Source organism: Streptomyces sp. NPDC030183 (assembly GCF_055573455.1).
In genome coordinates, this window is the sequence record NZ_JBVIBK010000036.1 from 50,644 (window position 1) to 77,036 (window position 26,393).

At 73.2% G+C, this 26,393-nt stretch carries 24 protein-coding genes; 16 read left to right on the forward strand and 8 right to left on the reverse strand.

Annotated elements, in window-relative coordinates:
• On the reverse strand, nucleotides 1–1,122 hold the full coding sequence (locus ACZ4Z2_RS33155; protein WP_468081116.1) for a baeRF2 domain-containing protein: 1,122 nt from the start codon (nucleotides 1,120–1,122) through the stop codon (nucleotides 1–3).
• 85 nt (nucleotides 1,123–1,207) lie between these two features.
• Between ACZ4Z2_RS33155 and ACZ4Z2_RS33160 the strand changes: the two genes are divergently transcribed.
• A complete protein-coding gene (locus ACZ4Z2_RS33160; protein WP_099967589.1) occupies nucleotides 1,208–1,441 on the forward strand; it encodes a DUF6158 family protein in 234 nt (77 codons plus the stop codon).
• Nucleotides 1,438–2,136: a TIGR03086 family metal-binding protein gene (locus ACZ4Z2_RS33165; RefSeq protein WP_468081118.1), complete on the forward strand. Its 699-nt coding sequence runs from the start codon at nucleotides 1,438–1,440 to the stop codon at nucleotides 2,134–2,136. Before ACZ4Z2_RS33160 ends, ACZ4Z2_RS33165 begins: the two co-directional genes overlap by 4 nt.
• A gap of 88 nt (nucleotides 2,137–2,224) precedes the next feature.
• Here the strand turns inward: ACZ4Z2_RS33165 and ACZ4Z2_RS33170 are convergent, their stop codons facing one another.
• Together ACZ4Z2_RS33170 and ACZ4Z2_RS33175 are read right to left on the reverse strand one after the other, a co-directional pair.
• Nucleotides 2,225–2,767, reverse strand: a complete 543-nt coding sequence (locus tag ACZ4Z2_RS33170) for a type 1 glutamine amidotransferase domain-containing protein (RefSeq protein WP_468081120.1) — start codon at nucleotides 2,765–2,767, stop codon at nucleotides 2,225–2,227.
• Nucleotides 2,768–2,980: 213 nt separating this feature from the next.
• Nucleotides 2,981–3,370: a DUF2795 domain-containing protein gene (locus tag ACZ4Z2_RS33175; RefSeq protein ID WP_468081121.1), complete on the reverse strand. Its 390-nt coding sequence runs from the start codon at nucleotides 3,368–3,370 to the stop codon at nucleotides 2,981–2,983.
• Between the two features lie 195 nt (nucleotides 3,371–3,565).
• Here ACZ4Z2_RS33175 and ACZ4Z2_RS33180 point away from each other — a divergent pair, with 195 nt between their 5' ends.
• Both ACZ4Z2_RS33180 and ACZ4Z2_RS33185 read left to right on the forward strand, forming a co-directional pair.
• Nucleotides 3,566–3,697 (forward strand): hypothetical protein, encoded by a 132-nt coding sequence (locus ACZ4Z2_RS33180; protein WP_468081123.1) that lies wholly within the window; start codon nucleotides 3,566–3,568, stop codon nucleotides 3,695–3,697.
• A 317-nt stretch (nucleotides 3,698–4,014) separates the two neighbouring features.
• On the forward strand, nucleotides 4,015–4,704 hold the full coding sequence (locus ACZ4Z2_RS33185; protein ID WP_468081125.1) for a TetR family transcriptional regulator: 690 nt from the start codon (nucleotides 4,015–4,017) through the stop codon (nucleotides 4,702–4,704).
• A gap of 358 nt (nucleotides 4,705–5,062) precedes the next feature.
• On the opposite strand, the gene ACZ4Z2_RS33190 is transcribed toward ACZ4Z2_RS33185, so the two are convergent.
• Nucleotides 5,063–6,673, reverse strand: coding sequence for an MFS transporter (locus ACZ4Z2_RS33190; RefSeq protein ID WP_468081127.1), 1,611 nt, complete (start codon nucleotides 6,671–6,673; stop codon nucleotides 5,063–5,065).
• Between the two features lie 242 nt (nucleotides 6,674–6,915).
• On the opposite strand from ACZ4Z2_RS33190, the gene ACZ4Z2_RS33195 reads away from it, so the two are divergent.
• Nucleotides 6,916–7,224 carry a DoxX family protein gene (locus tag ACZ4Z2_RS33195; protein WP_468081128.1) on the forward strand — a complete coding sequence of 103 codons (309 nt, stop codon included), beginning with the start codon at nucleotides 6,916–6,918 and terminating at the stop codon, nucleotides 7,222–7,224.
• A 12-nt stretch (nucleotides 7,225–7,236) separates the two neighbouring features.
• Here the strand turns inward: ACZ4Z2_RS33195 and ACZ4Z2_RS33200 are convergent, their stop codons facing one another.
• Nucleotides 7,237–7,824, reverse strand: coding sequence for a TetR/AcrR family transcriptional regulator (locus tag ACZ4Z2_RS33200; RefSeq protein WP_468081130.1), 588 nt, complete (start codon nucleotides 7,822–7,824; stop codon nucleotides 7,237–7,239).
• A 58-nt stretch (nucleotides 7,825–7,882) separates the two neighbouring features.
• Between ACZ4Z2_RS33200 and ACZ4Z2_RS33205 the strand changes: the two genes are divergently transcribed.
• Together ACZ4Z2_RS33205 and ACZ4Z2_RS33210 are read left to right on the forward strand one after the other, a co-directional pair.
• Nucleotides 7,883–8,827, forward strand: coding sequence for a patatin-like phospholipase family protein (locus ACZ4Z2_RS33205; protein ID WP_468081131.1), 945 nt, complete (start codon nucleotides 7,883–7,885; stop codon nucleotides 8,825–8,827).
• On the forward strand, nucleotides 8,824–10,275 hold the full coding sequence (locus tag ACZ4Z2_RS33210) for a flavin-containing monooxygenase (protein ID WP_468081133.1): 1,452 nt from the start codon (nucleotides 8,824–8,826) through the stop codon (nucleotides 10,273–10,275). Before ACZ4Z2_RS33205 ends, ACZ4Z2_RS33210 begins: the two co-directional genes overlap by 4 nt.
• 250 nt (nucleotides 10,276–10,525) lie before the next feature.
• On the opposite strand, the gene ACZ4Z2_RS33215 is transcribed toward ACZ4Z2_RS33210, so the two are convergent.
• Nucleotides 10,526–12,328 carry a thiamine pyrophosphate-requiring protein gene (locus ACZ4Z2_RS33215; protein WP_468081134.1) on the reverse strand — a complete coding sequence of 601 codons (1,803 nt, stop codon included), beginning with the start codon at nucleotides 12,326–12,328 and terminating at the stop codon, nucleotides 10,526–10,528.
• A 234-nt stretch (nucleotides 12,329–12,562) separates the two neighbouring features.
• On the opposite strand from ACZ4Z2_RS33215, the gene ACZ4Z2_RS33220 reads away from it, so the two are divergent.
• The 4 genes from ACZ4Z2_RS33220 to ACZ4Z2_RS33235 all read left to right on the forward strand — a co-directional run bounded on the left by ACZ4Z2_RS33220 (nucleotide 12,563) and on the right by ACZ4Z2_RS33235 (nucleotide 17,126).
• Nucleotides 12,563–13,369, forward strand: coding sequence for an RNA polymerase sigma factor SigF (locus ACZ4Z2_RS33220; protein WP_468081135.1), 807 nt, complete (start codon nucleotides 12,563–12,565; stop codon nucleotides 13,367–13,369).
• A gap of 437 nt (nucleotides 13,370–13,806) precedes the next feature.
• Nucleotides 13,807–14,463, forward strand: coding sequence for a hypothetical protein (locus ACZ4Z2_RS33225; RefSeq protein ID WP_468081136.1), 657 nt, complete (start codon nucleotides 13,807–13,809; stop codon nucleotides 14,461–14,463).
• 205 nt (nucleotides 14,464–14,668) lie between these two features.
• Nucleotides 14,669–15,898, forward strand: coding sequence for an aminotransferase class I/II-fold pyridoxal phosphate-dependent enzyme (locus tag ACZ4Z2_RS33230; RefSeq protein WP_468081137.1), 1,230 nt, complete (start codon nucleotides 14,669–14,671; stop codon nucleotides 15,896–15,898).
• A gap of 109 nt (nucleotides 15,899–16,007) precedes the next feature.
• Complete coding sequence (locus ACZ4Z2_RS33235; protein ID WP_468081138.1) at nucleotides 16,008–17,126, forward strand: MBL fold metallo-hydrolase; 1,119 nt, start codon at nucleotides 16,008–16,010, stop codon at nucleotides 17,124–17,126.
• Between the two features lie 81 nt (nucleotides 17,127–17,207).
• Here the strand turns inward: ACZ4Z2_RS33235 and ACZ4Z2_RS33240 are convergent, their stop codons facing one another.
• Together ACZ4Z2_RS33240 and ACZ4Z2_RS33245 are read right to left on the reverse strand one after the other, a co-directional pair.
• Nucleotides 17,208–17,819 carry a DedA family protein gene (locus ACZ4Z2_RS33240; protein ID WP_468081139.1) on the reverse strand — a complete coding sequence of 204 codons (612 nt, stop codon included), beginning with the start codon at nucleotides 17,817–17,819 and terminating at the stop codon, nucleotides 17,208–17,210.
• Nucleotides 17,820–17,865: 46 nt separating this feature from the next.
• Nucleotides 17,866–18,639, reverse strand: a complete 774-nt coding sequence (locus ACZ4Z2_RS33245; RefSeq protein WP_468081140.1) for an MBL fold metallo-hydrolase — start codon at nucleotides 18,637–18,639, stop codon at nucleotides 17,866–17,868.
• Nucleotides 18,640–18,767: 128 nt separating this feature from the next.
• Here ACZ4Z2_RS33245 and ACZ4Z2_RS33250 point away from each other — a divergent pair, with 128 nt between their 5' ends.
• The 5 genes from ACZ4Z2_RS33250 (at nucleotide 18,768) to ACZ4Z2_RS33270 (ending at nucleotide 26,297) form a co-directional block, all read left to right on the forward strand.
• Nucleotides 18,768–19,208, forward strand: coding sequence for a hypothetical protein (locus ACZ4Z2_RS33250; RefSeq protein ID WP_468081150.1), 441 nt, complete (start codon nucleotides 18,768–18,770; stop codon nucleotides 19,206–19,208).
• 386 nt (nucleotides 19,209–19,594) lie between these two features.
• Nucleotides 19,595–21,706 carry a phage holin family protein gene (locus tag ACZ4Z2_RS33255; RefSeq protein ID WP_468081152.1) on the forward strand — a complete coding sequence of 704 codons (2,112 nt, stop codon included), beginning with the start codon at nucleotides 19,595–19,597 and terminating at the stop codon, nucleotides 21,704–21,706.
• A gap of 117 nt (nucleotides 21,707–21,823) precedes the next feature.
• Nucleotides 21,824–22,885: an ATP-binding protein gene (locus tag ACZ4Z2_RS33260; protein WP_468081141.1), complete on the forward strand. Its 1,062-nt coding sequence runs from the start codon at nucleotides 21,824–21,826 to the stop codon at nucleotides 22,883–22,885.
• Nucleotides 22,882–24,693, forward strand: a complete 1,812-nt coding sequence (locus tag ACZ4Z2_RS33265; RefSeq protein ID WP_468081143.1) for a vWA domain-containing protein — start codon at nucleotides 22,882–22,884, stop codon at nucleotides 24,691–24,693. The genes ACZ4Z2_RS33260 and ACZ4Z2_RS33265 overlap by 4 nt, the downstream gene beginning before the upstream one ends.
• 149 nt (nucleotides 24,694–24,842) lie before the next feature.
• The gene (locus ACZ4Z2_RS33270) at nucleotides 24,843–26,297 is read left to right on the forward strand and encodes an RNB domain-containing ribonuclease (protein WP_468081144.1); all 1,455 of its coding nucleotides are present in this window, start codon (nucleotides 24,843–24,845) and stop codon (nucleotides 26,295–26,297) included.
• Nucleotides 26,298–26,393 lie beyond the last annotated feature (96 nt).

A 26,393-nucleotide genomic window follows, 5' to 3' on the forward strand; every position in this document is an offset into this window, starting at 1 on the left:
TCACGTCCAGCGCAGCAGCGCGCCCAGGCCGCCCACCGGGACCTCGGCGTCCGCGGCCCCGGGCGCCGGCGTCACGGAGATCGCCGGGGCGCCGGTGGCCACCACGGACCGCAGCAGGGCGTCGTCGGCCCTGGCCGACCGGGCGTGGTCCTCGGCGAGGCCGAGCGTACGCAGCTCCGTACGGCGTACGGCCAGCTGATCGGGGTCCTCGCCCACCCACACCGCCCGGTGCGTGTCGGGCCCCTCGGCGCGGACGAGCAGCTCGTCGATCCGGTGCTCGCGCGCGGCCTCCACCAGGTCGGCCACGTCCTCCACGGCTCCACGGCGCCCCTCGGCGTCCGGACCGCGCGCCGCGAGGAACCGTTCGACCTCGTCGCCGGCCCGCCGGCGGGCGTGCTCGGCGCGGATCCGCGCCACGTCCTCGTCCAGCAGCCTGCCGCCCGTGCCGAGCGGGGCCTCGGCCACCCGGTCCAGCAGCCGGCGCGGCAACCGGTCGCGCACGGCGTGCCGCTCACGGTCCTCACCCACGAGGACCAGCAGATCGGCGCGGGTGTCCTCCTGACACACGGCGAGCGCGTCGGCGACCTCCGCCGCGTTGTGCTCCCAGGTGTTCTGCACCCGCAGCTGGAAGTGCCGCTCCGACCAGTCGACCGTGCTCGTCCGGTGCACCGGCCACTGCCGCCCGGCCACCGACCCGGCGTCCTCGCCGCCGAGGGCGCCGCGCAGCTCGAAGCGGGCGCCCCGCCGGTCCACGTACGCCACCACGCACACCGGGTCCTCCCCGGCGAGGTCCAGCAGCGGCGCCGTACGCGGCAGCGGCGCCCAGAATGCCTGGTTCGCCGGGGGCGGCGCGGCCAGCGGCGGATCGAGGACCACCCGGCCGTCGTGGGCGAACAGCGCCCGGCCGTGCGGCTCGGTGTCGTGGCGCAGCTCCTCCACCGCCTGGTGCACGGCCCGGCAGGTCGCCTCGTCCGCCCCCTGCTCGGCGAGTTCATGGGAGACGGCGGCCACCGTCAGGGACCGTTCCCGGGCCATGGACTCCGAGGGCGCGGGCGTAGCGACGTACACGGAGGCCCAGAACCCGGGATGTTCGTACAGTGGATGGAGGAACGCGAGATCCATGGCTCCCTCCCGGATGCCGCTGGGGTGACGCTTGCCGGGCGGGTACCCGGACCTCATGGGGGAACACGAAGATCGGGGTACCACCATGACCGGAGTGCACCCGGACCAGCTGGACGACCAGCAGCTGATGAAGGAGCTGGAGTCGATCCACCGGACCCGCCACGACACGCTGCTGCACGGATCGGCCGAAGCGCTGCGCACCCACAACGAGCGGATGGCGCAGCTGGAGGGGGAGTACCTGCGCCGCCATCCGCGCCGCCCGGTCGTCTCCGGGCGCACCCGCGAGGGCGCCCGCGACCGAGGACCGGGACCGTCATGACACGCACGACGTCCGACCCGGTCGGGAACAAGGACACCGGCGGCAAACACGGGAACACCGGCGGCAAACGCGGGGACACCGGCGGCACGCGTGGGGACACCGGCGGAGCCGCCGACACGGCGGAGCCGCATCCGCTGCTGGCCCGGCACGCCGAGGCGCAGGACCTCTTCGGGGTCCGGGTGCACGCCGTCCGCGACGACCAGTGGGGCGCGGGCACCCCGTGCGCCGACTGGACGGTCCGCGACCTCGTCAACCACCTCGTCTCCGAACAGCTGTGGGTGCCGCCGCTGGTCAGGCACGGCTGCATGATCGAGGAGGTCGGCGACACATTCGACGGGGACCTGCTGGGGCCCGACCCGGCCGCCTCCTGGGACACGGCGGCCCGCTCCGCGCGGGAGGCGTTCAGCGCGCCGGGGGCGCTCGCACGCACCGTCCACCTGTCGTACGGCGACGCCTCGGCCACCGCGTACTGCGCGCAGATGATCGCGGATCTCGTCGTCCACGCCTGGGACCTGTCCCGCGCGATCGGGGCGGACGAACGGCTCCCCGAGGACCTGGTGACGTTCGCGGCGGAGGAGATCGCGCCGTACGCGGGCGACCTGGAGAAGAGCGGGCTGTTCGCTGCGCCGGTGGACCCGCCGGCGGGCGCCGACCCGCAGACGGAGCTGCTGTGCCTGCTGGGCCGAAGGCCGTAGACCGAGCCCGGACCGCGTGCAGGGGGCGCCCTCTTGTGGGAGGGCGCCCCCTGAGTCGTTCCGCGTGTCGCCGCGTGACGTACCGGTCTCAGACCGTGGCCGTCTGGAAGACGTCCAGGAAGGTTTCGCAGAACGCCTTCAGGTCGTCCGGCTTGCGGCTGGTGACCAGCTTGTTGGGGCCGTGGTCGCAGACCTTCACCTGCTCGTCGACCCATTCGCCGCCCGCGTTGCGGATGTCCGTGCGCAGACTGGGCCACGAGGTCAGCACCCGGCCGCGGACGACGCCCGCCTCGACGAGCGTCCACGGCGCGTGGCAGATCGCGGCGACCGGCCGGCCCCGCTCGAAGAACTCCCGGACGAAAGAGACGGCCTTGTCGTCCATCCGCAGGAAGTCCGGATTGGCCACGCCACCGGGCAGCACCAGTGCGTCGAACGACTCGACGGGCACCTCGCCCACCACGTCGTCCACGGCGAACGTGTCGGCCTTGTCCAGGTGGTTGAACGCCTGCACGCGGCCCGGCTTCGTCGACACCAGCACCGGTTCGTGGCCGGCGTCCGTCACCGCCTGCCACGGATCGGTCAGTTCGATCTGCTCCACACCCTCGGGTGCGGTCAGGAATGCGATACGCATGAGAGCTCGGTCTCCTTTCTCGTCGGACGCCGTGGTCAGACCGGGGCTCCGCCCGGCCAGGTGTCCGGTTCGGCCCGGCTGATGTCGGCGAGCGCCCCGGCGTCATGACGGCCCTGAGGACATCAGCCATGCTGATCGGCCTTTCGTTGCTGCTCCCGGGCCGCGGGGCCCGCCCTCGGGGGTGTGACGCCGCGGTACCCGGGAGCGTGGCGGCTACGCGCCCTCGTCGTGAGCGCCGACCACTGCCTCCGCGAGCTGGTGCACGGACTCGTAGCGGGCCTTCTTCGGCAGCTGCTCCAAGGGTTCTACGAGGTTGTCCGGGGCGTGCCGGTCGCGCAGGACCCGGATCAGCTCGCCGGGGCCCGCCGGGAACGACGTACGGCCCAGGACGCGGGCCAGCTCCAGACGCGTCGTCTCCACCCGGGCCGGCGCGCGGCTCGGCGTCACCGGCCCGTGGGCGAGCTCCGGGTCGTCCTCGGCGTACGGCTCAGGGTCGTGCCACTCCTCCGTCCGGGTGGAGTGCCCGGACCGGAGCAGCCCCTGCAGTTCGTGCTTCATCTCGTCGTCGCGGTGGACGTTCAGCCGGTCGCTGCCTCGCTGCATGTCTCCCTCCAGGGTTCGCGTGGCCCCCGCGTACCCGAGGACCCGGGGTCGACACGGGCGTCCCGGCCCCGGTTCCGGTCGCCGCCGTCCCGGTTCGCCGTCCTGGTTCCGCTTCCCGCCCGGGTTTGCCCGACCGCGCGGGGGAGACCCGGCTGAAGCCCCCCACAGCACATTCCCTGGGGAAGGACCGGGCCCATGGCGGTGATAGCCGTGATCATTCCGATGCTGATGCTCGGCGCCATACTGGCGCTGGGCCGTTACGAGGACGTACTGCTGCCACCCCTGGAGGACCCCGACCAGCCCGACCCGGTGGCACCGGCCGGCTGACGCCCGACCCGGTGGCACCGGGGGCCGTCGAACCGGCCGGCGGGCGTGGCCGAGAAGTGCGCGAGCGCCCGCTCGGTCGCGGTCGCTCCGACCGACCGGCGAGTCGGCGAGCCCATGGCCGTGCCGCGCCTGCCCGCCCAGGAGGCCTACCGCGACGCCCGCCGCCACGCCGACGACGTCCGCTCCGTCAGCCCCCGCACGCCCACCACAACGGCGTCGATCCGCGGGAGCCGTCCGACATCAAGGAGCCTCCCCCCTGATCAGGGCGTGCCGATCCGCTGCTGCGGCCGGGGATCGGCACGGGGGCACGTGCCAGAATGAGGGCCCCCGATTCGTCTTACCTTCATCGAGGTCCTCCCGTGTCCCAGCCCGCCGGCCGCGTCCCGCAGCGACGCAACGCACGGTCCAACCGGGCGCGCATCCTGGCCACCGCACGTCAGGAACTCGGGCGGAACCCGGACATCACCCTGGAAGAGCTGGCCCGCGCCTCCGGTGTCGTACGGCGCACGCTTTTCGGGCACTTCCCCGGGCGGGCGGCGCTCCTGGAGGCACTGGCCGAGGAAGCCGCCGAGGCGCTCGAGTCCGCCGTGGCGGTCGGAGCGACGGTGACCGAACCGGCGGAGCGGGCGCTCGCGCACTTCACGTTGTCGATGTGGCCTGTCGGCGACCGCTACCGCATGCTTCTGGCGCTCGCCCAGCGGGACCTGGGCATGGATCGTGTCGCCGAGATCCTCGAGCCCGCCCGCGTCAAGGTCGCGGCCATCCTGGAGCGCGGGCAGCGAGACGGCGTCTTCCACTCCCAGTTGCCGTCCGCGGTGCTGAGCGCCGGTCTGGAGGCCATGGCGGTCGCCCTGCTGGAACAGGCCAACACCGGGGCACTGGAGGACGACGGCACCCGGGTGGCCGTCACCACGCTCATCGCGGCCGGAGTGCCGGAGAAGCACGCGCGCGTCGTGGTCGAAGAGGTGTCCGCCACGGCCACCGCGGAGGCCGGCGCCGACGGGTGAGCCCGCGGCACGGCCGCTTACGCAGAGGTTCGAACAGTCCCCGGTCGATGGCACGGGGGTCTTGTCCTGTGTGTCCCGCTCCGGTGATCCGTGAGTGCCGAGTCGTCGGGCGGAGGGACATCGGTCGCTGCCATGACGGCCGACGACACGTGAAACGCCGTCGTTCACGACCGGCGGTCGGCGACACCTCACCTAGCCGGACATCACCGAACCCCCAAGCGGCAGTGCGCGGCCGCCCGTCGGGGGGCCCTGCGGTGTTCCGCTGTCCGCTCCTGCACAGCCCGTCCTGGGCGGAGGACGCCGGAAACGAGTTCCCGGCCTCCGGTCGGCGGCCATGGACCGCGCCGACCTCGTGGACTCAGGCGCCCACGGTCTCGGTCTGCTCCTGGGGGGTCTCGGCCGCCTCTTCCGGGCGGGGCGTGCCGGTGGCCTTGCGGCCGGGCAGGACGGCGATGACGATCAGGGTGCCGGCGGCCATGATGATGCCGCCGATGAGGCTGGTGTGGGCGATGGCGTGGGCGAAGGACTCGTGGACCGCCCCGAGCAGGGTCTGGGCCTGTTCGCCGCCCTGGGGGTTCTCGGCGACCTGTTCGGCGACCGCGATGCCGCCGCCGACGGAGTCCTTGGCGGTGTCCATGGCCTCGGCCGGGAGATGGCCGCCGACCAGGTCGGTCAGCTTGTCCTCGTAGGAGGTGGCCAGCAGCGAGCCGAGGACGGCGATGCCCAGGGCGCCGCCGAGTTCCAGGGCGGTGTCGTTGGCGCCGCCGCCGACGCCCAGCTCGTCCTCCGGGAAGGAGCCCATGATGGTGTCGGTGGCGGGCGACAGGCTCAGGCCGATCGCGAAGCCGAGCAGCAGCAGGGGCGCCAGGAAGTCGGTGTAGGCCGATCCCGACTCGATCCGTGTGAGCAGGAAGACGCCCGCCGTGCCGATCACCATGCCGGTGCCCACGACCAGCTTCACGCCCAGCTTCGGAGCCAGCTTGCCGGTGACCACGGCGCCGACGAACACCGCACCGGCCAACGGCAGCAGGCGGACGCCGGTCTCCAGGGCGTCGTAGCCGAGGACGAACTGCAGGAACTGGGTGGAGTAGTAGATCGAGCCGAAGGTGCCGAAGAAGAAGAACAGCACCGCCGTCATCGAGCCGCCGAAGGGACGCTCGGCGAACCTGCGCACGTCCAGCATCGGGTTCGGGTGCCTCAACTCCCAGGCCACGAAGGCCAGCAGGGCCACGCCGGCGACCACGGCCGCGGTGATCGGGCCGACGCCCCAGCCGAAGTGCGGGCCCTCGATGGTCGCGTAGACCAGGGAGCCGACCGACACGATCGACAGCAGACCGCCGACGTAGTCGATCCGGCCCATGCCTTCCGCCTTCGACGGCGGGACCAGGAGCAGTGCGCCGACGACGCCGAGGACGGCGACGGGGACGTTCATCAGGAAGGTGGAGCCCCAGCCGTGGTCCTCCAGCAGCCAGCCGGCGGCCAGCGGACCCGCGGCGATGGCGAGCCCGGAGGTGGCGGACCATGCCGTGATGGCCTTGGCGCGCTCACCGCGGGGGAACATCGCGACCAGCAGCGAGAGCGTGGCCGGCATGACGACGGCGGCACCCACGCCCATGATCGCGCGGGCGGTGATGACCAGGTTGGTCTCGTCGACCAGGCCGCCCATCGCCGAACCGCCGATGAAGATCAGCAGGCCCAGGACCAGGGCGCCGCGGCGGCTGTACTTGTCGCCGATCGCGCCGAGCACGAGCATCAGCGCGGCGTAGGGGACGGTGTAGCCGTCGATGACCCACTGCAGGTCACTGCTGGACAGGCCCAGGTCCTTGGTCATGTCGGGGGCGGCCACGATCAGCGACGTGTTGGCCATGACGACGATCAGCAGGCTCAGGCACAGGACCAGCAGGGCCCACCAGCGGCGTGGATAGGGCTCGGTCATCTTCTCGGCGGGTGTGTTCGCAAAGAGCGGCATCGGGGGCTCCTCGGCGGGAGGTGAAGCGGAGGCTTCGGGGATCGGATCGATGGGAGCGGTGCGGGCGCGGACAGGGGTGGGCGCGGCACCGAGAGCAGTTAATTGCTCATTGATGTGCAGACTAGTTTATTGCCCACCACTGAGCAACTAGTGGCTCCCCGTCGACCGAAGGTCCGACATGACCGACCACCGCCTGAGAACAGCGCTCGCCGTCGCCCTGTCCCTGGTCTTCCTCCCCTGGCGTGACACGGGGCCCGTACCGCCTCGTCGGCGCACTGGAGGTGGCCGGGGCCGCCGGGCTGCTGCTGGGACTGGTGTCGCTCCCGCTCGGGGTGGCCGTCGCGACGGGACTGGCGTTGCTGGTGGCCGCGGCGGCGGTGGTCCATCTGCGCCATGGCGACACGCCGCCCCGGGCGCTTCAGCGGGCGGGCAGTCCGCGCAAGATCATGCGCTGCACCGAGGAGGACTCGCCACGGACTGAGGACATGAGTCCGCTGCCTCGGCGCACACGCGCATCAGGCACCCGCCGCGAGCCCGGGTGCCGGCCGTGATCCGGGGCGGGGTCAGCCGGTCATGACCTGGCGGAGCAGGTCCACGAGCGGCTGTACGGGGACGGTGGGGTCGAACGCGCGCTGGACGCCGATGCCGATCCCGAGACTGAGAAGGACGAAGGCGGCGGTGTCCGCGGGCATGTGCGGCGTGACGCCCAGCTCCTGCGTCTGGGCCCGAAGGAGGTCCGCGAGGGCCTCGGTGACGGCGCGCCGTCGGTGGGCGAGCTGTTCGCAGACATGTGCGTCGCGGCGGTTGGCGGTGGCGAACTCGACTTCCAGCGCGGTCCACGAGCTGTCGCCTATGTGCTGCTCGGCCCACCGGGCGAAACCCGCGAGCCTGTCCTCCAGGCGGGGCGCGTCTCCCATCTCGGCGGCGATGTACGCCACTTGCCGCAGGGCGATGCGGTCCAGGACGGCCAGGCACAGCTCGTTCTTGGTCGCGAAGTTCGAGTACACCGCGCCCTTGGAGTAGTTGGCGGCCTCCGCGACCCGCTCGATGGAGGTCTTCGTGAAGCCGTCGCGCAGGAAGAGGTCGTGCGCGGTGTCGAGGACGTGTTCGCGGGTGCGGGCCTGGCTCTCCGCCCGGGTCAGTCTTGCCACGCCCGCAGAATACCGCTAGCTTCCGGATTCCATTGGTATCCGAATTCCAGGGGGATCTGTGGCTCCACGGCGTGCACTGGTGGTCGGGTGCGGCGGCACGCTCGGCTTCGTCTGGACGGTCGCCGCGCTCACCGCGGTGGAAGCGGAGCTGGACTGGGACGTGCGGACCGCCGAGGTGTCGGTGGGGACGTCCGCCGGGGCGGAAGTCGTGTCCGCTCTCGGCTCCGGGCGGTCCGTGTCCGACCTGCTCGCGGCGGTACGGGGAGAGACTGGCGCGGACCCGGTGCTCCTTGGACACGTCCACACCCACCCGGGTGCGCTGCCTCCCGTCCCGTGGCCCGGGCTGCCGGGGTCGGGGCTGGTGACCGCTGCCGTACGCGGCCGGGTCTCGCCGGGGTCGGGGCTGGTGGGGCTGCTGCCGCGCGGCCGGGGTGACGCGCGTTGGCTGCACCGGTTCGGTGCCGCGCTGGCGGAGAGCCGCCCGTGGCCGGATTCCACGCGCACCTGGCTGGTCGCGGCCGACGCGCGCTCGGGCCGGCGGGTCGCGTTCGGCGCGCCGGGAGCTCCGGCCACGGACCTGGGCAGCGCGATCGCCGCGTCCTGGGCGATCCCGGGCTGGTTCCCGCCGGTGCGGATCGACGGGCGGACCTACCTCGACGGCGGTGCCGTGTCCCCGACCTCGGCGGACCTCCTCGTACCCCTGGGGCTGGACGAGGTGGTGATCGTCGCCCCCATGTCGACCTCCGGGGGCGCACCCGCCACCGGCCTGAGCCGTCTCGAACGGCTCCTGCGCCGCTGGATGACCCGGACCGTCGACGCCGAGGAACGCCTCTTGCGTGCGGCGGGATGCCGCGTCGTCCGGATCGAGCCCGGGGTGGAGGAACTGGCCGTGATGGGGGCCAACTTCATGGACCCACGGCGGCGTGCGGCCACGCTCGACGTCTCCCTGCGCACCACACCCGACCGCGTCGAGCGAGCCATCGACAGGAGCATTGCGGCATGAGCACACACGTCGAGGTCCTCGTCGTCGGCGCCGGCATCTCCGGGGTCGGCGCCGGGGCCAGGCTCCGCGGCGCCGGTATCCGGGACTTCCTGATCATCGAGGCGGCCGACGACTTCGGCGGCACGTGGCGGGCGAACACCTATCCCGGCTGCCAGTGCGACGTACCGTCCCGCCTCTACAGCTACTCCTTCGCTCCGAACCCGGACTGGACGCGGGTGTACGCGCACCAGCCGGAGATCCTCACGTACGTGAGGCGGGTCGCCGACGCGTACCGGCTGCGCGAACACACCCGGTTCGGGGTGCGTATGACCGAAGCGCGATGGCAGCCCGGCCAGGCCCGCTGGCTCGTCCGTACCGACGCCGGTGAGTTCACGGCCCGGTTCCTGATCGCCGGCGCCGGCCCGTGGAACGAGCCTCTCGTCCCGGACGTCCCCGGCCTCGACGGTTTCCCCGGCGAGGTGTTCCACTCCGCGCGCTGGAACCACGAGTACGACCTGCGCGGCAAGCGGGTCGCGGTGATCGGCACCGGCGCCTCGGCCGTGCAGTTCGTCCCGGCGATCGCCCCCGACGTCGCCCGCCTGCATGTGTTCCAGCGCACCGCCCAGTGGGTGCTGCCCAAGCTGGACCATCACATACCGAAGGCCGAACGGTGGGCGATGCGCCACCTGCCGGGCGCGCGAGCCGCGGTGGCGGGGCTGGAGTACCGGGCCATGGAGACGCTCGGACGTGGATTCCGGCGTCCCGGGCTGATGCGTGGCGTCCAGGCCATGGCACGGGCCCACCTGCGGGCCACGGTCCGCGACACCGAACTGCGCCGCAAGCTGACCCCCGACTACACCATCGGCTGCAAGCGCATCCTGTTCTCCAACCACTACTACCCCGCGCTGAGGCGACCGAATGTCGACGTGCACGCCGCCGCGGTGCACGCCGTCGAAGGCAACACCGTGCACGGCGCCGACGGCAGCGCCGCCGAGGTGGACGCGATCATCCTCGGCACCGGCTTCCACATCCTCGACATGCCGCTCGCGGGCCTCGTCCGAGACGGAGCCGGCCACTCGCTGGCCGACCACTGGCAGGGCTCCCCCGAGGCGTACCTCGGCACCGTCGTCGCGGGCTTCCCCAACGCCTTCCTGCTCCTCGGCCCCGGCCTGGGCACCGGGCACTCGTCGGCGTTCGCCATTCTTGAGGCACAGCTCGACCTCGTCCTGGGCGCCATCGAGGCCGCACGGGAGGAGAGTTGGGCGGTGCTGGAGGTACGCGGCGATGTGCAGGCCGCGTACAACGCCCGGCTGCAGACCGCGCTGGCCGGCACCGTCTACAACGCCGGTGGGTGCAGGAGCTACTACCTCGACGCAGGCGGCCGCAACAGCTTCAGCTGGCCTTGGTCCACCGACCGGCTCCGCGCGGAGGTCGGTCGCTTTGAGCGGCGGGACTTCACCGCTTCCTGAGCAGAGGGAACTCATCGTGCCAACAGCGTCCGTCAGGGGCGGGGGCCTGCGCTGCGGTGTGGCCAGGTCCACTGATCTTCGTCGGTGTTCCGCGCCGTCCCGCGCGGGTCACGCCTGCTGCCCTTCGCCCGGCAGGAGTCCTGGCCCGCGCGTTTCGCTCGGGATGGTGCCCGATCTTCCCCTGCGGAGCGACCGCGCGGATGGGCGGTCGCTCCGGAAGAGGCACTGAACTCCTCAGCGCCGTTCGACACTACTTCTTGCCCTTGGGCTTCGTGCTCGGCAGGAACTCCTGCATCTTCGCCTTGAAGCCCTGCTTGATCATGGACCCGCGGTCCGCGTCGCCCTTGAGGATCGAGGCCGCCGTGGCCTCCATCTGCTCCCAGGTGGCGTGCGGCGGGATCGGCGGGACCGCCGGATCGGTGAGGAACTCGACGACCGCGGGGCCGTCGGCCTCCAGGGCCGCGCGCCAGCCCGCCTCGACGTCCTCCGGCTTCTCGACCCGGATGCCGGTCAGCCCCAGGGAGCGGGCGAACGCCGCGTACTGGACGTCCGGCAGCTCCTGCGACGGCAGGAAGGACGGCTCGCCGCCCATCGCCCGCAGCTCCCACGTCACCTGGTTCAGGTCGCGGTTGTTCCACACGCCCACCACGAGCCGGGGGTCCGCCCACTCGTCCTTGTACTTGGCCGCCGTGATCAGCTCCGCGAGGCCGTTCATCTGCATCGCGCCGTCCCCGACCAGCGCGATCGCCGGCCGGTCCGGATGGGCGAACTTCGCGCCGATCGCGTACGGCACCCCGCAGCCCATCGTCGCCAGCGTCCCCGACAGCGACGACCGCATACCGTCCCGCAGGGTCAGATGTCGGGCGTACCAGTTCGCCGCCGAGCCGGAGTCCGAGGAGATGATCGCGTCGTCCGGCAGCAGCGGATCGAGGGCGTGGGCCACGTACTCCGGGTTGATCGGATCGGCCGACAGCTCCGCGCGCCGCGCCGTCACCTCGCGCCAGCGGGTCACGCCGGCGCACACCTCGTCGAACCACTCCCGGCCCCGCTCCGGGTCGATCAGCGGGATCAGCCGCTCCAGCGTCGCCTTCGCGTCACCGACGAGGTTCACCTCGTACGGGTAGCGCATCCCGACCATGTGCGGGTCGAGGTCGATCTGCACGGCCCGCGCCTTGCCGAACTCGGGCAGGAACTGGGAGTACGGGAAGGACGAACCGATGGTCAGCAGCGTGTCGCAGTCGCGCATCAGCTCGTACGAGGGGCGCGTGCCCAGCAGGCCGATCGAGCCGGTGACGTACGGCAGCTCGTCGCTCAGCGCGTCCTTGCCGAGCAGGGCCTTGGCGACGCCCGCGCCCAGTAGCTCGGCGATCCGCTGGACCTCGGCGCGGGCCCCGGCGGCGCCCTGACCGATCAGGATGGCGACCTTGTCGCCGGCGTTCAGGATCTCCGCCGCCCGCTCCAGCGACTCCTGCGAGGGCACCGCCGTCCAGGAGCCGCTGCCCAGGCTGGAGGGGACCATCTTGAAGTCATGGGTCGGCGCGGAGTACTCCAGCTCCTGCACATCGCCGGGGACGATGATCGCGGTGGGGGCCCGGCGGGCGTAGGCGGTGCGGATCGCCCGGTCCAGGACGTTCGGCAACTGCTCGGGCACGGTCACCGTCTCGACGAAGTCCGAGGCCACGTCCTTGAACAGGGAGTGCAGGTCCACCTCCTGCTGGTACGAGCCGCCCATCGCGCTGCGGTGCGTCTGGCCCACGATCGCGAGCACCGGCACATGGTCCAGCTTCGCGTCGTACAGGCCGTTCAGCAGATGGATCGCGCCGGGTCCCGAGGTCGCCGCGCACACGCCGATACGGCCCGAGAACTTGGCGTAGCCGACCGCCTGGAAGGCGGACATCTCCTCGTGCCGTGACTGGATGAACCGGGGCCGGTCCTCCGCCCGGCCCCAGGCGGCCAGTAGCCCGTTGATGCCGTCACCGGGATAGCCGAAAACGTGCTCGACTCCCCACTCGCGTAGCCTGCGCAGGATGTGATCGGCGACATACGTGGTCATACTGGACCTCCCAGGGTGTTTTTCTCAGGGCCGAGTCACCCGGCGGGCAAGAGAAAAACCTGGGTGTGTTTGCCGCGCATGAAGCGGGGCAGGCGCACCACAGTGCTTCGGACAGGAGGCACGTCCGTGGGATTGATGATCGATCCGACCATCACGGGTGTGCTCTCCATGTGCATGTCCGCGCCCCCACGGTGACCGTCCATCCCAGAGCACATCAGGGAGTTGCGACGCACCATGCGTACCCAGGCAAGCGTGAAGCACCACCCGCACGACGACGCCCCCGACACCGCTGAAGCGTTCCGCAAGCTGGCGACGCTTCCCCCCGGCCCGGAGCGGGACGCTCTCCGGGAGCGGATCGTGGAAGCGTGGCTGCCCATGGCCGAACGGCTCGCCGGGCGGTTCCGCAGCCGCGGCGAGAGCTATGAGGACCTGCGCCAGGTCGCGTCCCTCGGCCTGGTCAAGGCCGTCGACCGCTATGACCCCGAGCGCGGGAACGCCTTCGAGAGCTATGCGGTCCCCACCGTCACCGGTGAGATCAAGCGGCACTTCAGGGACCACATGTGGACCCTGCACGTACCGCGCCGGGTCCAGGACCTGCGCAACCGGGTCCGGTTCGCCAGCCAGGACCTGTCCCAGACGATCTCGGGCCGTCGGCCCACCGTGGCGGAGATCGCCGCCCACGCCAACATGAGCGAGGAAGACGTCCAGGTCGGACTGGAGGCACTGGAGAGCTTCACGGCACTGTCCCTGGACGCCGAGCTGCCGGGGAGCGAGGACGGCTACTCGCTCAGCGACGCGCTGGGCGCGCCCGACCCCGCGCTCGACACCGTCGTCGACCGGGAGGCGGTCAAGCCTCGGCTGGCGGCCCTCCCGGAGCGGGAGCGGGCCATCCTGTACATGCGGTTCTTCGGGGACATGACGCAGAGCCGGATCGCCGAGGAGTTGGGCATTTCGCAGATGCATGTGTCCCGGCTGATCAGCCGGTGCTGCGACCGGCTGCGCGAGCAGGTGATGCGGGACGTGGGCGGCTCCTCCGACTGACCCCCGTCCGCCCCCACCGGCCGGCCGAGCCCTCGCGCTCGGCCGGCCGATCCGTCGCCACCGGGCCCTGGTCCCCGCGGCCCAGGCGTGATCCGAACGACGGGCCCTGGCCGTGGCCGGGGCCGGGAGTGCGCAGGCGCCTCATGGCTCGGGGGTGCGGGGGCGTCGGCGGGTGCGGGTGCGTTGTGGCTGGTCGCGCAGTTCCCCGCGCCCCTGAAGGGGCGGGCCTTCGGCCCGCCTGCCTCTCGTCCCCCACGCCTTCGCCGCATGCGTACTCCCCGTCGCTCAAACATGCCGTCACCCGGTCGGCGGGGGCCGTCCCGCGAATGGGGCTCGGCGGCGCGCGGGGCGCGGGGGCGGGAGGTCTGATGGGGAGGGCGGGGCGCGGTGGTCGTGCCCCCCAGCCGGAGTCGGAGTCGGCCTAAGGAGCCTCGCCCATGCGCCGCAGAGCCCGTGTCCTGTCCGCCGCCGTCCTGGCCGGTGCCGTGCTCGGCGTCGCCCCGGTCGCGTACGCGGATCCGGCGGGCGAGGTCGACCCGCTCGACGTCGCCCCCGGCGAGACCGTCACGATCTCCGTCTCCTGCGACCCCACCGGCGGCCCGGCCCCCGACAGCATCGACGCCGGCTCACAGGCGTTCGAGGAGGGCACCGTCAAGCTCCAGCGGCTCCCGGGCAACGACGACCCCGTGGGCGGGCCCTCCTACGAGGGCACCGCCCGTATCGCTCCCGCCGCCGACTTCGAGACCGGCCCGGACGAGGCGGGCGCCTCCACCGAGTGGGGCGTCGACGGCGTCTGCCCGGCCCCGCCCGGCGCCGAGCAGATGGAATGGAGCGCCACCTTCACGGTCACCATCGGCGGCGGCCACCACCCCACGCACCACCCCACGCACCACCCCACCGACCAGCCGACGCACCAGCCCACCCATCACGACACCCACCGTCCCGCGCCGGTCCAGCGCGGTGTCCACGCGGGCGGCGGCGGCGCCTTCACCGACTCCGTCCCGGCCATGGCCGCCGGCGGCCTCCTCATCGCCGGCGCGCTCGGCGCCGCCGCCCACCGGCTGCTGCGCCGCCGGGGCCGGTGGACACCCTGACCGCACCGCCGTGACCGCGCCCCGCTGTGACCGGCGCGACCCGGCGAGGTGCTCATGAGGCGCGAGAGCCGGGGTACTGGCAGGCCGAGGGCGTGGACCACGAGTCGCGGGGTACGACGGAGCGCGCGCGGGCACGGCGGAGCACCATGGACAGCGCGGGAGCGCTGCGCACCGGACAACGCGACGACACTGCGCGGAGGCAGAGATGCGGCGGACGGAACCGGACAGGGGGCCGGTGGGGCACGGCCCCGTCCGCTACGGTCCGGCCCTTCCCGACCAGGGGCTGCCGCTCCTGCCGGAGCTGGCCGCCGTGCTCTCCGCGGCCGCCGGCCGCCCCGACGCCGTACCCCTCGGCGGTTCCCCCGCGCTCCTGGACGCCGCCTGCGGCTACTGGGACCGGCGCGGGCTGCCCACCACCCCCGACCGGGTCGCGGCCGCCCCCGGCGCCCCCGCCCTGCTGCTGGCGCTGACCGCGGCGATCGGCGGTGACGTCCTGCTCCCGAGGCCGTGCGCCGCCTGGTGGGAACCCGAGGCGCGGGCGCTCGGCAGATCCGTCTTCCACGTACCGACACCGGCCGAGTGCGGCGGCGTACCGGACTCGTACGCGCTGCTGGAGACCGTGCGCAGGATCCGGGACGAGGGCGGCGACCCCCGGCTGCTCGTGCTGTGCGCCGCCGACGACCCGACCGCCACCGTGGCCCCGCCCGAACTGGTCCACGAGACCGTGGAGGCCGCCGCAGGGGAGGGCCTGCACCTGGTCAGCGACGAGACCTGGCGCGACACCCTGCACGACCCGCACGACCCCGTACTGCTCAGCCCCGCCGAGATGCTGCCGGACCGGGTCACCGTCGTCACCGACCTCGCCGGCCCCTTCCTGCCACCGGGCTGGCCCGCCGCCGTCGCCCGCTTCCCGGCCGACGGCGTCGGCGGCGGACTGCGCGACCGGGTCCTCGACGTGCTCACCGCGCTCGGCGCCCGCGTCGCCACCCCGGTCGCCGCGGCCGCCGCGTACGCGCTCGACGAGCCCGGTCCCGTCACCGAGCGGCTCGCCGCCGCGGTCCGGCTGCACGCCCGGCTGGCCGCCGCCGCCCACCGGGCCGTGATCGCCGCCGGGGCGCTCGCCCTGCCCCCGCGTGCGGGCCGGCACCTGTACGTCGACCTGTCCCCGCTGCGCCCGGCGCTCACCGCGCACGGCGTCGGCGACGCCCAGGAGCTGGAGGACTTCCTCACCGCCCGGCTCGGCCTGCCCGCGCCCGGCGGACACCGCTTCGGGGACGACCTCGGGGCGCTGCGTTTCCGCCTGTCGACCGGGCTGTTCCTCGGCCCCGCCGACGAGGAGCGGGCGCAGGCCCTGACCGCCCCCGACGCCCTGGAACTACCGCACGTGGAAAGCGCGTTGACCTTGTTCGGATCGGTCCTGGAGGAGCTCCGATGACGAGGGTGCTCCAGGCCACCGGGTCGTGTCCGCACCGTCCTGCCGCCCGCCCCCGGGCCGGTGCGCGGCGACGACCCTTCGACGACGCCCGGCGATGGGAGCCTTCTCGATGACGCAGCAGTCCGAGTCGACCACCTCCGCGACTCCCTCGTCGCCCGCCTCCGCGCACCCCGAGGACACCGATGATCCGGCGTACTCACCCGGCCTCGGTGCCCTGGACCCGAGGCCCGCGCCGCCCCTCGCCGCCCCGCTCGCGCCCCCGCCGCCCGCCGAGCCCCGCCCTCTCGGCGAGCGGCGCCGCTGGCCCGCGTCCTTCGTCGACCGGCTGACCACGCCCCTGCCGGGCCTGCGCGCCTTCGCCCGCTTCGCCCGCGAGGGCTCCGTACGGCCGGGCCCCGAGGGCCTCGTCGACGTGCCCCGACTGCCGTACGAACCCGGTCCGTTGCCTCGCGTGGACGCGCGTACCGTCGCCGTCACCTGGGCGGGGCACGCGAGCTGGGTGGTGCGGATCGGCGGGCTCACCGTCCTCACCGACCCGGTCTGGTCCCGCCGTATCCTCGGTACCCCCGCCCGGGTCACCCCGGTCGGCGTTGCCTGGGAGGCGCTGCCGCGTGTGGACGCGGTCGTCATCAGCCACAACCACTACGACCACCTGGACGCGCCCACCCTGCGCCGACTGCCGCGGGACACACCGGTGTTCGTGCCCGCCGGGCTCGGCGGCTGGTTCCGCCGCCGCCGCTTCACCCGCGTCACCGAGCTGGACTGGTGGGAGGCGGCCGAACTCGACGGCGTCCGCTTCGACTTCGTACCGGCCCACCACTGGTCCAAGCGCACGCTCACCGACACCTGCCGCTCCCTGTGGGGCGGTTGGGTGCTCACGGCGTCCGACGGCAGGAGTGTGTACTTCGCCGGCGACACCGGCTACGGCCACTGGTTCTCCCTCATCGGCCGCCGCCACCCCGGTATCGACCTCGCGCTCCTGCCGATCGGCGCGTACGACCCCCGCTGGTGGCTCAGCGACGTCCACTGCGACCCCGAGGAGGCCGTCCGGGCCTTCCAGGACCTCGGCGCCCACCGTATGGCCCCCATGCACTGGGCCACGTTCGTCCTCTCCGCCGAGCCGGTCATGGAACCCCTCACGCGCGTACGGGCCGCCTGGGAGGCGGCGGGGCTCCCCCGCGAGGACCTGTGGGACCTGCCGATCGGAGCGTCCCGGGTCCTCGCCTGAGGACGGCGACGAGCGTCCCGGGTCCCCACCTGAGGACGGCGACGGTGCCCACCCCGCCGTCGACGAGACACAGCCGCGCCCTCAGCGGACGACCCGCCGCCACACGCTCGGCGCCACGCTGATCAGCAGGGTCAGCACGATCGCCGCCAGCACCCCTTCCCAGGGCTCCGCGAACAGCGACCCGCCGAGGATTCCGATCAACTGGTAGGTGACCGCCCACGCGAGGCACGCCGGCAGGTTCCCCCGCGCGAACCGCCGCAACGGCATCTTCGCCAGCAGACACGCCAGCATCACCGGGAGACGGCCGGCCGGCACCAGCCGGGACAGCACCAGCACGGCCACCCCGTGATCGTCGAGCTTCCGCTGGGCCTGGGTCAGGCGGTCCTCGGGCGCCCGGCGGCGGATCGCCTCCAGCCAGCGCGAACCGTTCTTGGAGCCCATTCCGCGCCGCCCCAGCCAGTACAGGGCGATGTCCCCGAGGAACGCGGCCACGGACGCCACCACGAACAGCATCAGCAGAGCGAACGGCGCCGTCTGGTGGAACGCCACGACGGCCGCCGAACTGACCAGCGCCCCCGTCGGTACCACCGGCAGCAGCGCCCCCGCCAGCACCAGCAGGAACAGCGTCGGATAGCCGATCGCCTGCTGCGTCGACTCGAACGGCAGGGGAGTGGCCACGACGGACAGGACCATCACCGGGCGCCCTCCGCGACTCCGCGGGACGCCCTGGGCGGACGTATCATCCCGCCACCCCCGGTCGTACGCTCTCGCCGTGCTCCAGCCGGTGCACCGCCACCTCGGGCGCGCGCAGGGCAGCCAGGCGTACGAACTCCCCACCGGGCGCGTGGAATTCATGGGGGCGCACGGCGTCCAGGCCGATCGGCCAGTACGTGCCGTAGTGCACCGGGATCGCGCTGCGGGGCGCGAGCAGCGCGAGCGCCTCCGCCGCGCGCCCCGCATCCAGATGTCCCTCACCGAGACAGGGCCCCCAGCCGCCGACCGGCAGCAGCGCCACGTCGACCGGCCCGACCTCCTTGGGCATCGACTCGAACAGCCCGGTGTCCCCGGCGAAGTAGGTCCGTGCCTCCCCCTCGACCACGAAGCCGAGCGCCGGCGAACGGTGCCGCCCGACCGGCAGCCGCCGCCCGTCGTGGTGAGCGGGCACGGCACGGACGACCAGGTCGCCGACGCTCACCTCGTCACCGGGCGCCACCTCGGAGAGCCGCAGGTGCCGCAGGCCGCGCAGCCCCCGGACCTGGCGCGGCGCGCCGCGCGGCACCACCAGCCGGGTACCCGGCGCGAGCCGGGCCAGGGAGGGGACGTGCAGATGATCGGCGTGCAGATGCGACACCAGCGCCACGTCCGCGACCGCCGCCTCGGGCGGGGGCGGCGCCCCGCGGCGCCGGCGCAGATGCGCGAGCCGGCGCGTGAAGAGCGGGTCGGTGAGCACCCGGGTGCCCGAGTCCTCCACGGTGCAGGTGGCATGACCCCACCAGGTGACCTCCACGGGCACTTCGTTCGCCTCCTTCGCGCTACTCCCCCGAGCCTACGGGCTGGAGTAGGGTCTCAGGCTCTGGACCCGGAGGTGAGGGGGACGCCGTGGGAGACAAGAGTGACGCCTTCGCCCTGTCCTGCCAGGAGATACCCCGTGAGTGCCCGGGGCGGACGGCGGAACGCGGAGCGGTCGTGCGGGTCGCGGCCATCGCCAGTCTGACGCCCCTGGAGGAGCTGGAGGCGGACCCCTTCCTGGTCGACTCCCGCAGCCAGCACGCGATGTGCGCCCGCTGGGCCGCCGAGCGCGGCTACGTGGTCACGCGCGAGCTGCTCGTGCGCGGTCTGCGCCCCGACCACTGCGCCCTGTGGGCCGACGTCGACGCCGGCCATGTCGACCTCTTCGTCGCCCCCAGCCGACGCGTCCTGGAACGCGCCCTCGCCTCCGTCGACGACTTCACCGCCGAGTGCGCCCGCCGCGGCGTCCGCGTCGAGACCGTGGGCCGCGCCGAACCCGCCTACGACGCCCAGATGAAGGCCCGCGTCCACCGCCGCCTGTCGATGCCGACAGCGGGCTACGACGGCCGCTGACCACGAGAGCCGCGGCCTCCGGAGAACCGTCGCGCTTCGGGAGCCGCCGACCAGCGAAGGCCGCCGACCAGCCGAGGCCGCCGGACGACGAAGGCCGCGTACGACGAAGGCCGCCGCATGATGAAGGCCGCCGTCCAGCGAAGGCGGCCGCCGTACGACGAAGGCCGCCGGAGGCCGGCAGCCGCTCCGCACCGCAGGGTCGCCGGAGGCCGGCCATGTGCTCCGTGCCGTGCCCGGGGCGCTCCCCGTCGCCGCCTCCGTGCCACCCTTCGGAGCCGCCCCCGGCTCCCCGGACCGTGTGACAGGCTGGGCCCAGGAACGGGACGTAAGGGTGGCCGGGTGTGGGCGGTGAGCGTTGGCGGAGGGTGCTGAGCGGGTTCTGGCGGATGCTGGCCGTGTGGGCGGTGTCGACGCTGACGATGCTGGTGCTCGCGGGCGCCCTGCCCGACTTCCGGCTCCAGGCCGGCACCGGCGAGAGCGGCACCCAGATCGCCGTCACCGCGGCCCTCGGCGCAGGCGTCTTCGGCGTGCTCTCCTCCCTCGTGTGGCCGCTGCTCGTACGGGCGTTGCTGCTGGTGCCCGCCCTCGTCCTCGGTCTGCTGGTCTTCTTCCTCAACGGCTCGCTGCTCCTCATAGCCCTGTGGATCAACCCGTCCGGACAGGGTGAGGCCGCGCCCGAGACCGCCGTGGTCGTCGCCGCCGTGATGTCCGCCGTCGCCTCCGCCACCGGCGGCGCCCTCGCCGTGCGCGACGACGACGCCTACCGGCGCCGCCTGTACCGGCTGGCCGACCGCCGTCGCAGGCACGCCGACGGCCCGCCCGGCCCCGTCGGGCCCGGCACCCTCTTCCTCCAGCTCGACGGCGTCGGCCATGACGTGCTGGAGGCGGCCGCCGCCAAGGGCCTGATGCCGACCGTCGCCGCCTGGCTCGGCGTCCCCGCGCCCGGCACCGGGCACGTCCGCGCCACCCACCGGCTCACCCCGTGGCGCACCGACTGGTCCAGCCAGACCGGCTCCAGCCAGCTCGGCATCCTGCACGGCAGCAACCACGACGTGCCCGCCTTCCGCTGGTACGAGAAGGAGAGCCGGGAGGTGATGGTCTGCAACCGTCCCTCCAGCGCCGCCGAACTCCAGCGCCGCGCCATCGAGCGGACCGGCGACGGGGGACTGCTCACCGTCGACGGCGCGAGCCGCGGCAACCTCTTCAGCGGCGGCGCCGAACAGCTCGCGCTCGTCCTGTCCATCGCGGCCCGCCGGGGCAAGCGGAACCGGTCCCGCGCCGGGTACTTCGCCTACTTCTCCGACCCCGCCAACGCGGTCCGCACCGCCCTGTCCTTCATCGCCGACGTCCTGCGGGAGATCGGCCAGTCCAGCCGCGCCCGGTTCCGCAAGCAGCGGCCCCGGGTCAAGCGCGGCGGCCTCTACCCGTTCATCCGCGCGTTCGCGACCGTCGTCGAACGCGATGTCGTCGTCGCCGCGGTGATCGGCGACATGTTCGCCGGACGCGCGGCGATCTACGCGGACCTCGTGGCGTACGACGAGGTCGCCCACCACTCCGGGCCCCACAGCCGGGACGCCGAGAAGATCCTCGAACGCCTCGACCGCTCCCTCGCGTTGATCGCGCAGGTCGCCGAACACGCCCCCCGCGCCTACCGCATCGTCCTGCTCTCCGACCACGGACAGAGCCCCGGCGAGACCTTCCTCGGCCGCTACGGCCTCACCCTCGGCAGTCTGGTCCGCGCCGGCTGCGGCCTGCCCGTGCCGCGCAAGGCGGAGCGTACCCACAGCGGCGCCGAGGCCCGCTCCGCGGTCCGTGCCGCGCTGCGCATCCCCGTCGAGGAGAGCGCCGAGGAACACCGTCCCACCCGCCGCTCCGAGCCGGTCGTCCTCGCCTCCGGCAACCTCGGCCTGGTCTCCTTCCCGGACGTGCCGCACCGGATGAGCCGGGAGGAGATCGACGCCCGCCACCCCGCGCTGCTGTCCACCCTCGCCAACCACCCCGGCGTCGGCTTCCTCCTCGTCCGCAGCGAGGAACACGGCGGTGTCGTCCTCGGTGCCCACGGGGCGGAGGTCCCCGTCGACGAACTCAGCGACGACCACCCCGGCCCCCTCGCCGACTTCGGGCCGGGCGCCGCCGACGCCGTACGCCGCACCCACGGCTTCCCGCACGCCGCCGACATCATGGTCAACTCCTGGTACGACCCCCTCGAAGGGGAGGTCCTCGCCTTCGAGGAGCAGATCGGCTCGCACGGCGGCCTCGGCGGCTGCCAGTCCCGCGCCTTCCTCCTCTCCCCCCTGGCCCTCTCCGCACCGGTCGACGAGAAGGAGGAGCTGGTCGGAGCGGAACACGTCCACCGCGTCCTCAGACGCTGGCTGAGGGAGACGGACGGCCCGCAGGTACCCGTGGGGGCGCACGCGCCCCGAAGGGGCGCGGGGAACCGCGCGACCAGCCCGAACGAACCCGCCCCCGCCCACCCGCAGGACCCGGCGGACGCGTAGGCGGCCGGCACGGCCCCAGGGCGGCACACCCGGCTCCCGAAAAATCAACTGCGCCTCTTCGCCCGGGCGCCCACACTGGTGCGCACCCCCCGGAGGACAACACCAGGAGCCCACCCCTTGCAGGCAGCAGTCACCGTCACCCCGTCCCGTCTCTCCGAACTGCTGCTGGGCCTCGCCACCGTGCGGCCCGTGTTCGTGTGGGGCGCCCCCGGCATCGGAAAGTCCTCCCTGGTACGGGACTTCGCCGAGTCGCTGGGCCTGGAGTGCGTGAGCCTGCTGGGTACGCAGCTCGCCCCGGAGGACCTGATGGGCGTACCGCAGATCCGCGACGGGCGCTCGGTGTTCTGCCCGCCGGAGGCCATCGCCCGCGACGAGCCGTACTGCCTGTTCCTCGACGAGCTGAACGCGGCCACGCCGGACGTCCAGAAGGCCTTCTACTCGCTGATCCTGGACCGCCGCATCGGCGCCTACGAACTGCCCAGGGGCTCCGTCGTCATCGGCGCCGGCAACCGCGCCACCGACAACGCCCTCGCCCGCCCCATCGCCTCCGCGCTGGTCAACCGGCTCGCCCACGTCCACCTGGAGGTGTCGGCGAAGGACTGGCTGGCGTGGGCGGCCGGCAGCGGCATCCACCCCTGGATCGTGGACCACCTCACCGACCGCCCGGACCACCTGTGGTCCAAGCCGCCGAAGACGGAGGAGGCGTTCTCCACCCCGCGCTCCTGGCACATGCTCTCCGACGCCCTGCACTCCTTCGGGCAGGCCCTCGACGAGGGCACCCTCCAGGTGCTCGCCCACGGCACGCTGACGCCCGCCCACGCCGTCGCCTTCTGCGGCTACGTCAAGGTCGTCCGCAGCCGCTTCGGCATCGAGGCGATCCTCAAGGGCGACGCCCGCTGGCCGAGCCGTATGGAGGACCGCGACCTGCTGTACTTCCTCGCCGACTCCTTCCGCGGCCGGCTCATCAAGGACCTGCCCGCCAGCAGGCAGCACATGTCGGCGAACGGCCGGCAGACCGCGTACCGCGCCAAGTCCCTGCTGGTGCAGCTCGCCGAGATCTCCGTCGAGGTCGCCCAGACCGTGATCGCCTCCGACGCCGACGGCCACCCCGTGCTGCCCGCCTGGTTCCTGGTGGAGGCGGCCCGCGACATGCCCCGGCTGGTGGAGGCCCGCCGATGAGCCGCAACGGCGGCCGCGGCCAGGGCAAGGGCAAGAAGAAGCGGGACATCGCGGGCGCCGCCTACTCCGCGGGCCTGGAACTGGTCCGGGCGAACCCGGCGCTGCGCTCCATGGGGCTCACCCACTGCCGCAGCGACACCTGCGAGCTGGTGCCCCGCGACGGCCTCGTCACCGTCGACTCCGAGGGCGAGGTGCACGCCCACCCCGACCGGCTCGCCGAACCCGGCGCCTGGGCCTGGGCCCTCGCCCACGCCTCCCTCCACGTCGGCTTCGGACACGTTCCGGCCGCCACGGGGGAGCGGGAGCAGCCCGACCGCTTCGACCTCGCCGCCCGCTGCGTCGTCGTCAACCGCTTCCTGCTCAGCTTCCCCGTCGGCGAGGCCCCCGAGCACCTGCCCGCCTCCTACCCCGACGGCGACGAGGAGCAGCTCGCCGCCCGCTGGCGCCGCGACGGGCTGCCCACGGCGTACGAGCGCTGCGGCACCGCGGACAGCGCGCCCGACCAGATCCTGCTGACCTGGCCGAAGTGGGCGGGACAACCCCCGGACTGGCAGCTCGCGTTCGCCCACGCCCTCGCCGGGACCATGTCCGCCGCGATGGACATGGCGGGCGGTCGCCGCGACTCCCTGGACGGCGAGCCGGTCCGCAAACGGCCCTGGGAGGCGGCCCTGAGCTGGTTCATCTCCTCCTACCCGCTGCTCGGCGGCATCGCCTCCGGTATGAAGATCATCGCCAGCGCGGACGTCGCCCACGCCCACGACATCGCCGTCGCGGCCGTCGACGCGGACGCCGGTGAGATCTACGTCAACCCGCTTCGCGACTTCGAGGACGAGGAGTGGCGGTTCATCCTGGCCCACGAGATGCTGCACGCCGCCCTGCGCCACGGCGACCGCTGCGGCACCCGCGACCCCTACCTGTTCAACGTCGCCGCCGACTACGTCATCAACGGCTGGCTGTGCGAGATGCAGGTCGGCACCATGCCCGAGGGACTGCTGTACGACCCCGAACTGAAGGGCCTGTCCGCCGAGGAGGTCTACGACCGCATCGCCGGCGACCTGCGCCGCAAGCGCCGTCTGTCCACCCTGCGCGGCAAGGGCACCGGCGACATCCTGAGCGGCCCGCTCGGCGCCCCCGGCGACTACGTCGATCTCGACGCGTTCTACCGCCGGGGCCTCGGCCGGGGACTGGACCTGCACCAGCGGCAGGAGCGCGGCTACCTGCCCGGCGGCCTGGTCGAGGAGATCCGCGCCCTCACCCACCCGCCGCTGCCGTGGGACGCGCGACTCGCCCGCTGGTTCGACGAGTTCGTGCCCCGCCCCGAGCCCGTACGCAGCTACGCGCGCCCCTCGCGCCGCCAGTCCGCCACGCCCGACATCCCCCGCGCGGGACGGTACTTCCCGCCCGAGGAGGTCGCCCGCTGCACCTTCGGTGTCGTCCTCGACACCTCCGGCTCCATGAACCGGGTCCTGCTCGGCAAGGCCCTCGGCGCCATCGCCTCCTACGCCGAGGCCCGCGACGTACCGGCCGCCCGGGTCGTGTTCTGCGACACGGCCCCGCACGACGCGGGCTACCTCCCGGTCACGGAGATCGCCGGGCGCGTCCGCGTCCACGGGCGCGGCGGCACCGTGCTCCAGCCCGGTATCGACCTGCTGCAGCGGGCCGACGACTTCCCGCCGGGCGCGCCCCTCCTCGTCATCACCGACGGCTGGTGCGACCCGCTGCGCGTACGCCGCGAGCACGCCTATCTGATCCCGCAGGGCGCCCGCCTGCCGTTCACCGCGCGCGGACCGGTGTTCCGGGTGCGGTGACCGGGGCCGAAGGGGCCACGCGGTGAAACAGGACCGTGCGGTCGTGCCGGTGGAAGGCGACGACGCCCGGGCCGCTTCTCCGCAGGCCGCCTCCCCCACCCGGACCCGCTCACCGAGCCCGTCCGTCAACGCCGTCCTACCCTCGGGGCATGAGACGCCGCCCGATGCACATGTCCGACGAGGCCCTGGACACCCTGCGCACGGGGCTGGTGGAACTCCGGACGGAGCTGAAGGTCCCCCTCGCCTTCCCCAAGCGCGTACTCAAGGCGGCCGACAAGGCCGCGGCCGAGCCGATCCTGCCCGACAAGGACGCCAGGCACCTGCCGTTGTTCACGATCGACCCGCCGACCTCGAAGGACCTCGACCAGGCCATGCACCTGGAGCGGCGGCCAGGCGGCGGCTACCGCGTGTACTACGCGATCGCGGACGTGGCGGCCTTCGTCAGGCCCGGCAGCCCGCTGGACGTCGAGGCGCACGACCGGATCGAGACGCTGTACTTCCCCGACCTCAAGGTGCCCCTCCACCCGCCCGTCCTCTCCGAGGGCGCGGCCAGCCTGCTGCCGAACCAAAACCGCCCCGCCCTGCTGTGGCGGCACGACCTCGACGCCCACGGCAACCTGACCGACTCGACCGTGACCCGGGCCATGGTGTGCAGCCAGGCCCAGCTCGACTACGCGACCGCCCAGCAGTACCTCGACAACGGCACGGCCGGGGAGTCCCTCGCCCTGCTGCGCGAGATCGGCAAGCTGCGGGAGGCCGTCGAGGTCGCGCGCGGCGGCATCTCCGTGAACCTGCCGGACCAGGAGGTCACCGTCGAGGACGGATCGTTCCGACTGGGCTACACGGCGACGCTTCCGGTGGAGGGCTGGAACGAGCAGATCTCCCTCATGACCGGCATGTCCGCGGCCCAGATCATGCTCGACACCGGTACGGGGATCCTGCGGACCCAGAAGGAGCAGACCGACCAGAACGTGGTCAAGCGCCTGAACGACATCGCGAAGGCCCTGGGAATCGTCTGGCGGCCCGGTACCTCGTACGCGACGCTGGTCCGCTCGCTCGATCCCGGCAAGCAGACCCACATGGCCTTCCTGAGCGAGGCCACCAGCACGATGCTCAAGGCGGAGTACACCGTCTTCCGCGACAACCACAAGCCGGCGCACACCACGCACGCGGCGATCGCGGCCCCGTACACCCACTGCACGGCTCCGCTGCGGCGCCTGGTCGACCGGTACACCGGTGAGCTGTGCGTGGCGGCGTGCGCGGACAAGGCCCCGCCGAACTGGGTGCTCGACGCCCTGCACTGCATCCCGTGCGACATGGCACGCGGAAAGAGCGGCCTGGCGGACCGGCAGACAACGGACCTGGCCGAGGCCGCGGTGCTCATGCATCGCGTGGGCGAGGTGTTCGACGCCGCGGTCATCGACACCGACGCCGAGCGGGGCAGACCGCGCGAGGGCAAGGTGTTCCTGGCCGACCCCGCCGTGCTGGCCAAGGTCGAGTCGTCCAACGGCCTGGACCTCCAGCTCGGATCCAGCGTCAGGGCCACGCTCACACGGGCGAACCCCTCGGCGGACGGGGACAAGGTCCTCTTCACCGTGCCCTAGGTGTATTGCCCTGAGAGGTTGGGGACGCGGCTGGCGGGTGGTTGGCCCTTCAGCGCGGTGTGTCCGCGGTGGTGATTGTAGGTGTGCAGCCATAGC